The following is a 6,408-nucleotide window of genomic DNA, read 5'->3' on the forward strand; positions in this document are numbered from 1 at the left end:
CATGCGGTCGGGATCGAATGCCGGCTCAGGCGCCGCCGCCGGCGGCGAGGCCGAGGATCGGGGCGGTCGGGGTCGGGGTCGGCAGGCCCGCGGCGCCGGGGTGCACGACGTACCGGTTCCCGCCGTCGCCCTTGGCCGTGTAGAGCGCGCGGTCGGCCTGGGCCAGCAGCCGGTCCACGTCGTCGCGCGGGTCGTCGGTCACGGTGACGCCGACGCTCGCCCCCGACCAGGCCGTCACGCCGCCCGGCAGCAGGTAGGGCGAGCTGATCTCGGTGACGATCCGCTCGGCCAGCCGGGACGCGCCCTCGGTGTCGACGCCCGCGCAGAGCAGCACGAACTCGTCGCCGCCGAGCCGGGCGACCAGGTCCCGGTCCCGGACCACCGAGCGCAGCCGGCGGGCGGTCTCGCGCAGCAGGTCGTCGCCGGTGGCGTGCCCGTACGTGTCGTTGACGCGCTTGAGGCCGTCGAGGTCGACGGCGATGACCGCGACGTGCCGGTGCTTGCCGTCGCCGCCGTCCAGCGCGGTGATCCAGCGCCGCAGCCGGTCCACCAGCAGCAGCCGGTTGCCGAGCCCGGTCAGCGGGTCGGTCAGCGCGGTCCGGCGCAGCTCCTCCTGGACCCGGTGCCGCTCGGTGACGTCCTGCGCGGAGCCCCAGGCCCGCAGCGGCCGGCCCTCGGCGTCGTGCTCGACCTCGCCCCGCACGGCCAGGTGCCGGACCTCGCCGGTCGGCAGCACCAGCCGCTGGGCCAGCTCGAACGGCCCGGGCCGGGTGAAGGCCTCCCGCAGGTCGGCGTCCAGCCGCTGCCGGTCGGCCGGGTGGGTCACGTCCAGCCAGAGCCGCGCGGTCACCATCACCGACTGCGGGATCAGCCCGGCCAGCCGATACATCTCGTCGGTCCAGGCCAGCACCTCGTTGCGGCCGGGCGAGTCCCACTCCCAGCTGCCCACGTGGGCCAGCCGCTGGGTCTCGGCCAGCAGCCGCTCGCTGCGCCGCAGCCGCTGCCCGGCGCCGCGCTCGGTGCTGACGTCGGTGAAGCAGACCACCACGCTGCGGCGGCCGTCGTCGGCCGGCGGCAGCGGCGAGGCGGTCGCGCTGACCCAGCGGACCTTCCCGTCGCTGCGGACCACCCGCATCATCTCCGAGGTCGCCACCCGCTGCTCGCGCAGGCAGATCGTGCTCGGCCAGAGCTCGTGCGGCAGCGGGGAGCCGTCCTCGTGCTGCAGCACCCAGGACGGGGACCGGCGCATCAGCTCGTATCCGGGCTCGCCGAGGATCCGTTCCGCCGCCGAGTTGACCATGGTGACCCGGTCGTACTCGTCGATGACGAGGATGCCCTGCTCGACCGAGGCCAGCACGGTGCGGTACTTCTGCCGGCTGGCCGACAGCGCCTGCTCGCTGCGCCGGCGCTGGTCCCGCGCCAGCGCGAAGTCGAGCCGGCTGCTCGCGACCCGGGCCAGCCGGGTCAGCAGGGCCACGTCCTCGTCGGTGAAGTAGTTGGTCTTGTCGGAGCAGACCAGCAGCACGCCGATCGCGCGCTGGCGCTGGCGCAGCGGCAGCGACACCGTCGAGCGCAGGCCGAGCGAGCGGGCCGCGGCGCGGTCGCCGCGCGGGTCGACGGTGGCGTCGGCGCTCCGGACGACCTCGCCGCGGCGGATCGCCGTCCCGCAGAGCGAGCCCTCGACGGCGTTGAGCGAGCCGAGCTGGTCGCGCAGCATCCCGGACGTCGCGGCGAAGATCAGCTCGGTGGTGTCCCCGGACTCCAGCAGCTGGACGGCGGCGCCGCCGGCATGGACCAGCGCACGGGCCCGCTCGACGCAGAGCTCGAGCAGCAGCGAGGGCTGGGCCGGGGCGCAGGCGATCTCCTCGATCGCGTCCAGGGCGGTGGTGTGCCGGGACAGCGCCGACTCGGTCGCCGGCCGTGCCTGGTCGCTGGTCACCGTCGCCTTTCGTCTCGACCCCAGCGCGCAGCCTACCGCTGGAGTGCCAGGCGTAACCGGTCAGATTGGGTTGGATCCGGACGCACCGGGGAGATCAGATGCATGGACGGTTCCCCTCCCACGCCGCTCGTGGCCGCGGTCGGGCTGGTCGCATTCGCCACGGATCGCGTTCGCCGACTGCCGCAGACGTTGGACGAGGCCCGGCGGGCGGCCCACCGCCGGTACGACGAGCTCGCGCTGCACGGACGCGACGTGCTCGCCGGCCACGTGCCCGGTGTCGCCGCCGGCCATGCACCAGCGGCCGAGCCGCCGGCCGGGCCCGGCGTCGAGCCGCCGGCCGGACCCGGCGTCGAGCCGACCGGGCCCGGCGTCGAGCCGTTCACCGGGACCCGCGCTGAACAGTCGGCCGGGACCTCGGCAGCCGAGGCGCCGGTGAACGAGCCGCCGGTCGCGCCGACGCCGATCGGGCTGACCGAGCCGATCGTGCTGCCCGAGGACGTGCAGGACGACGTCGCCCAGCTGACCCCGGGGGCCGAGCTGGCCCACGCCGACCTGCCGCTGCCGGACTTCGACCACCAGACCGTGCCGCAGCTGCGCGGTCGGCTGCGTTCGCTCGCGCTGGTCGAGCTGGTGCAGCTGCGGGACTACGAACAGGCCCACGCCGCCCGGCTGCCGGTGCTCACGCTGCTGGACAACCGGATCGCCAAGCTGCTGGAGAACACCGCCCAGTAACGGGGCAGCCGCCCAGCAACGGGGCAGCCGGTCAGTAGCGCAGCAGCCGCTCAGTAGCGCAGCAGCTCGTCCGTGGCCGGCAGCCGCCCGTTGACCCGCAGCCGGCGCAGCCAGCCCTCCCAGCCGGGGCGTTCCCGCAGCGTGCGCAGCGCCTCCCGGGCGCCGTCCCGATCTCCGCGGGCCGCCGCCGCCAGCGCGCCGTGCAGCTCCCGGACCCCCTCCGGCGCCTCGGCCGCGAGCAGCTCGTAGTCCCCGGTCTCGTACGCCCGCTGCAACCGCAGCAGCCGGGCCAGCTCGCCGACCGGGTCGGCGGCGTCGTCCACCCGCAGGTCGACCAGCACGCCCTCCCAGGGCGCCTCGTCGTCGCGGGTCGCCGAGACCACCACCAGCGCGGCCGACTGCTTGCCGCGCAGGTCGCCGCCGGCGGCGTCGCCGGCCCGCAGCGCCGCCACCAGCCGGCCGGCGAAGTCGCCGGCGGCCTCGGCGTACCCCTCGGCGACGGACGGGACGACCGAGCGGGAGGACAGCATGTTGCCCTGGGCGCTGAAGTCCGGGCCGAGCCGGTGCCCGCAGGCGGACAGGCAGCCGACGCCGGTCCAGGCCGCGGGCGGGCCGGCCGGGCCGATCCCGGCGACCTGGCGCTGGTCGGCCTCGGCGTCGCGGGCCAGCAGCCCGTCCAGGGCCGGGCCGGCGGGGTCGCCGGCGGCGAGCCGGGTCAGCAGGCGGGGGCCGTACCCGCGCTGGGAGTGGGCCTGGGTGGCGACGGCGCCGACCCCGGCCCGGGCCCAGGGCGCCGCCCGCCCGACCGCGAGCGCACAGGTGGTGACGGCGACGCCCAGCTGTCCGGTGGCGGGGTCCCGGGCCACGATCGAGAAAGTCATGTCAGACCCACCTTAGGGCGGCTGACCGACATCTGGCGGCGCACCGACATCCGTCGGCCACCCCTACAGCGGTCGCACTCCCGGCACGGACAATCCCAGGGTCGCGGTGATCCGCTCGGCCTCGACCCGGTGGGGCAGCGCGTCCGGGGCCGGGTTGACGACCAGGACGACGCTGGCCCCGGCGGCCAGCGGCACGAGCAGGCCGTCGACCCAGCGGGTCGGCGAGTCCCACTCGGTGCTGATCAGCACCCGGTCGCCGGCGACCATGCCGAGCTCCGCCGCCCGCCGCAGCGCGATCTCGACCAGGTCGCCCGCGGTCACCGTGCTGCTGCCGGTGTCCAGCGCCGGCACCGCGTCCGGCACCGGCCGGCCCGACCAGCGGTCGCCCTGGGCCAGCACGTCGACCGAGTAGTCCCGGGCCCCGGGCGGCGTGGCCCGGCCGAAGCCGCGCCCCAGCGGGGCCAGCGACAGCGCGAACACCTCGTCGGAGGCCGAGGCTTGCTGGACCCGGTCGGCGGTGCAGAACGCCGCCGCCGCGCCCTCGGCCGCCGGGCTCACCACCGCGGCCGCGGTCCAGGCGCCGAGCAGGATGGCCGCGGTCTGCCAGTGCGCCGGCAGCAGCACGCCGACCCGGTCGCCGGGGGAGGTGCCGACCTCGTCCCGGAGCAGGTTCGCGGTCTTGGCCACCCAGTTCGCCAGCGAGGTCGCGGACAGCTCGGTCCGCTCCCCGGTCGAGTCGTCGTAGAAGGTCAGCAGCGGGCCGGCCGGGTCGCGGACCAGCGCGGCGGCGAGCAGGGCGTCGGGAGCGGGCACAGCCCGCAACCCTAGGCGCCTCTCGGCGACGCTCAACTTTCACCGTTCGGCCGATAGGTTCGTACGCCCATTCGGCTCAGACTGAGTGCGGGGAACTCGTCCGAGGAGGTACGACATGGCCCGTCGTGGGAGTTTCGCCGCGCTCGTCACCACGCTGCTGATGGCCTTGCTGGGCTTGGTGCTGCTGGCGCAACCGGCCGCCGCCGCACCGGCCGACAAACCGGCCGTGCTGGCCAGCTTCACCCAGACCAGCGCCGCCAGCTACACCACCTTCTTCGCCGCCCGCGGTAACCAGGGCGCCTGGGCCGCGTACGCGTTCGACTGGTCGACCGACAAGTGCTCGTCCAGCCCGGACAACCCGCTCGGGTTCCCGTTCGCGAACTCCTGCGTCCGGCACGACTTCGGCTACCGCAACTACAAGGCCATCGGCACGTTCTCGGCCAACAAGCCCCGGCTGGACACCATGCTGCTGACCGACCTGGAACGGGTCTGCGCGCGCTACTCCGGCGTCGTCAAGGGCGCCTGCGACTCCCTCGCCCACACCTACTACGAGGCCGTGCACGTCTTCGGCAGCGCCATCGTCACCCAGGCCGACCTGGACCGGGCCGCCGCGATCATGAATTCCGGCGCGGCCGCCTAGTTGATGCAGCCGGCGTCGGCGGCGGTCCGGGAGTCCCCGGCAGCGGTCGGGGACGCGGCCGCCGCCGGCGCCTTCGTGGCGGCCGACCCGCCGAGGGTCGTGAAGTCCGAGCCCAGCACCAGCTGCACGCCGGTGGCCACGTCATTGCGCTGGACCAGCTTCGCGCTCGGGATGACCGCCAGCACGGCCCGGGCCTGGGCCTCGCCGTCGGCGCCGTACCGGATCTCGGTCCTGGTGTAGTTCTGCGTGTCGGCGTTGCCGGAGGTGCTGGCCTTGAAGCCGGCCTTGACCAGGGCCGAGGTCGCGGTGGCGGCCAGCCCGGACCTCCCGCTGCCGTTGAACACCGCGACGGTGGTGGCGGAGCGGGCGGCCGGCTTGGCCGCGGCCTTCGGCTTCGGCGGGTTGATCACCGAGGTGAAGAAGCTGGAGACCTGGGCCGGGTCGACGACGATCACGTCCTGGCCGCCGCGGGTCCCGTTGCCGTCGGTCGGGATCGTGGTGAACGTGACGTTGCCGGCGGCCAGCCCGCGCAGCTGACCGGCCAGCTGCAGCGGGTCGAGGCTGTCGTCCATCCGCAGCGAGGTGCCGATCGCGTCCAGCAGCCGCTTGAGCTTGATCGGGTTGGTGAGCACGCCGAGGCTGGTCACCTTCCGGAACACCGCCGACATGAAGTACTGCTGGCGGACGATCCGGTCCAGGTCGCCGCGGGGCAGGCCGTGCCGCTGCCGGATGAACGCGACCGCCTGCTTGCCCTCGATGTTCGAGGTGCCGGCGGGCAGGTCGATGCCGGAGAACGAGTCCTTCTGGGCCTTGGTCAGGCAGACCTGGACGCCGCCGATCGCCTTGGTGATCCGGTAGAAGCCGAGCAGGTCCACCTCGACGTAGTGGTCGATGTGCACGCCGGACAGCTCGCTGATCGTCTGCACCAGCTTCTGCCGGCCGCGGTCCGGGTTGGCCTTGGCCGTGCCGCAGTCGGTGGAGCCGTTGATGTAGGCCGAGTTCAGCTTGTGCGTCCCGCAGCCCGGGATCGTCACCCAGGAGTCGCGCGGGAACGAGACCGCGGTCGCCTTCCGGCCATCGGCCGGGATGTGCACCAGGATCATCGTGTCGGTCGAGTTGGTCACCTGGGCCGTGGTGTTGAGCTCCTGGAGCTCGGCCGGGGTCGCGTTGGTGCGGTCGTCGCTGCCGACCAGCAGGATGTTCATGTCCCGGCCGTCGACGTCGTCGTGGGTGGAGCCGATCGCGTTGACCCGGTCGACCTTGGTCGTGAAGTCGCGGTAGAGGAACCACATCACGCCGCTGGCGACCAGCACCACCGTCGACAGGAACGCCGCGGCCACCCGCAGCGCGCCGACCAGCCGCGAGTGCCGCCGGGTACGCGGCGGGCGATCGCCGCCGACCCC

6 protein-coding genes are annotated in these 6,408 nt (G+C 74.5%); 2 read left to right on the plus strand and 4 right to left on the minus strand.

The features are described 5' to 3' along the window. Positions 1-25: 25 nt before the first annotated feature. Positions 26-1,939 carry a diguanylate cyclase gene (locus VGP36_13410; protein HEV7655712.1) on the minus strand — a complete coding sequence of 638 codons (1,914 nt, stop codon included), beginning with the start codon at positions 1,937-1,939 and terminating at the stop codon, positions 26-28. 102 nt (positions 1,940-2,041) lie between these two features. On the opposite strand from VGP36_13410, the gene VGP36_13415 reads away from it, so the two are divergent. Then, positions 2,042-2,671: a hypothetical protein gene (locus tag VGP36_13415; GenBank protein ID HEV7655713.1), complete on the plus strand. Its 630-nt coding sequence runs from the start codon at positions 2,042-2,044 to the stop codon at positions 2,669-2,671. Between the two features lie 50 nt (positions 2,672-2,721). On the opposite strand, the gene VGP36_13420 is transcribed toward VGP36_13415, so the two are convergent. Beyond that, positions 2,722-3,552: a DUF1028 domain-containing protein gene (locus tag VGP36_13420; protein HEV7655714.1), complete on the minus strand. Its 831-nt coding sequence runs from the start codon at positions 3,550-3,552 to the stop codon at positions 2,722-2,724. Positions 3,553-3,615: 63 nt separating this feature from the next. Further along, positions 3,616-4,365 carry a TIGR03089 family protein gene (locus tag VGP36_13425; GenBank protein ID HEV7655715.1) on the minus strand — a complete coding sequence of 250 codons (750 nt, stop codon included), beginning with the start codon at positions 4,363-4,365 and terminating at the stop codon, positions 3,616-3,618. A gap of 115 nt (positions 4,366-4,480) precedes the next feature. Between VGP36_13425 and VGP36_13430 the strand changes: the two genes are divergently transcribed. Beyond that, complete coding sequence (locus tag VGP36_13430; protein ID HEV7655716.1) at positions 4,481-5,005, plus strand: phospholipase; 525 nt, start codon at positions 4,481-4,483, stop codon at positions 5,003-5,005. Here the strand turns inward: VGP36_13430 and VGP36_13435 are convergent. Next, the coding region (locus VGP36_13435; GenBank protein ID HEV7655717.1) for an LCP family protein at positions 5,002-6,408 on the minus strand (1,407 nt) is incomplete at its 5' end. The genes VGP36_13430 and VGP36_13435 overlap by 4 nt on opposite strands.

The sequence above is a fragment of the Mycobacteriales bacterium genome, assembly GCA_035995165.1.
GTDB lineage: Bacteria > Actinomycetota > Actinomycetes > Mycobacteriales > CADCTP01 > CADCTP01.

Excerpts from the sequence above, each read along its gene's own strand:
- VGP36_13415 (HEV7655713.1), top strand. The coding sequence starts at position 2,042 with ATGGACGGTTCCCCTCCCACGCCGCTCGTGGCCGCGGTCGGGCTGGTC.
- VGP36_13420 (HEV7655714.1), bottom strand. The coding sequence starts at position 3,552 with ATGACTTTCTCGATCGTGGCCCGGGACCCCGCCACCGGACAGCTGGGC.
- VGP36_13430 (HEV7655716.1), top strand. The coding sequence starts at position 4,481 with ATGGCCCGTCGTGGGAGTTTCGCCGCGCTCGTCACCACGCTGCTGATG.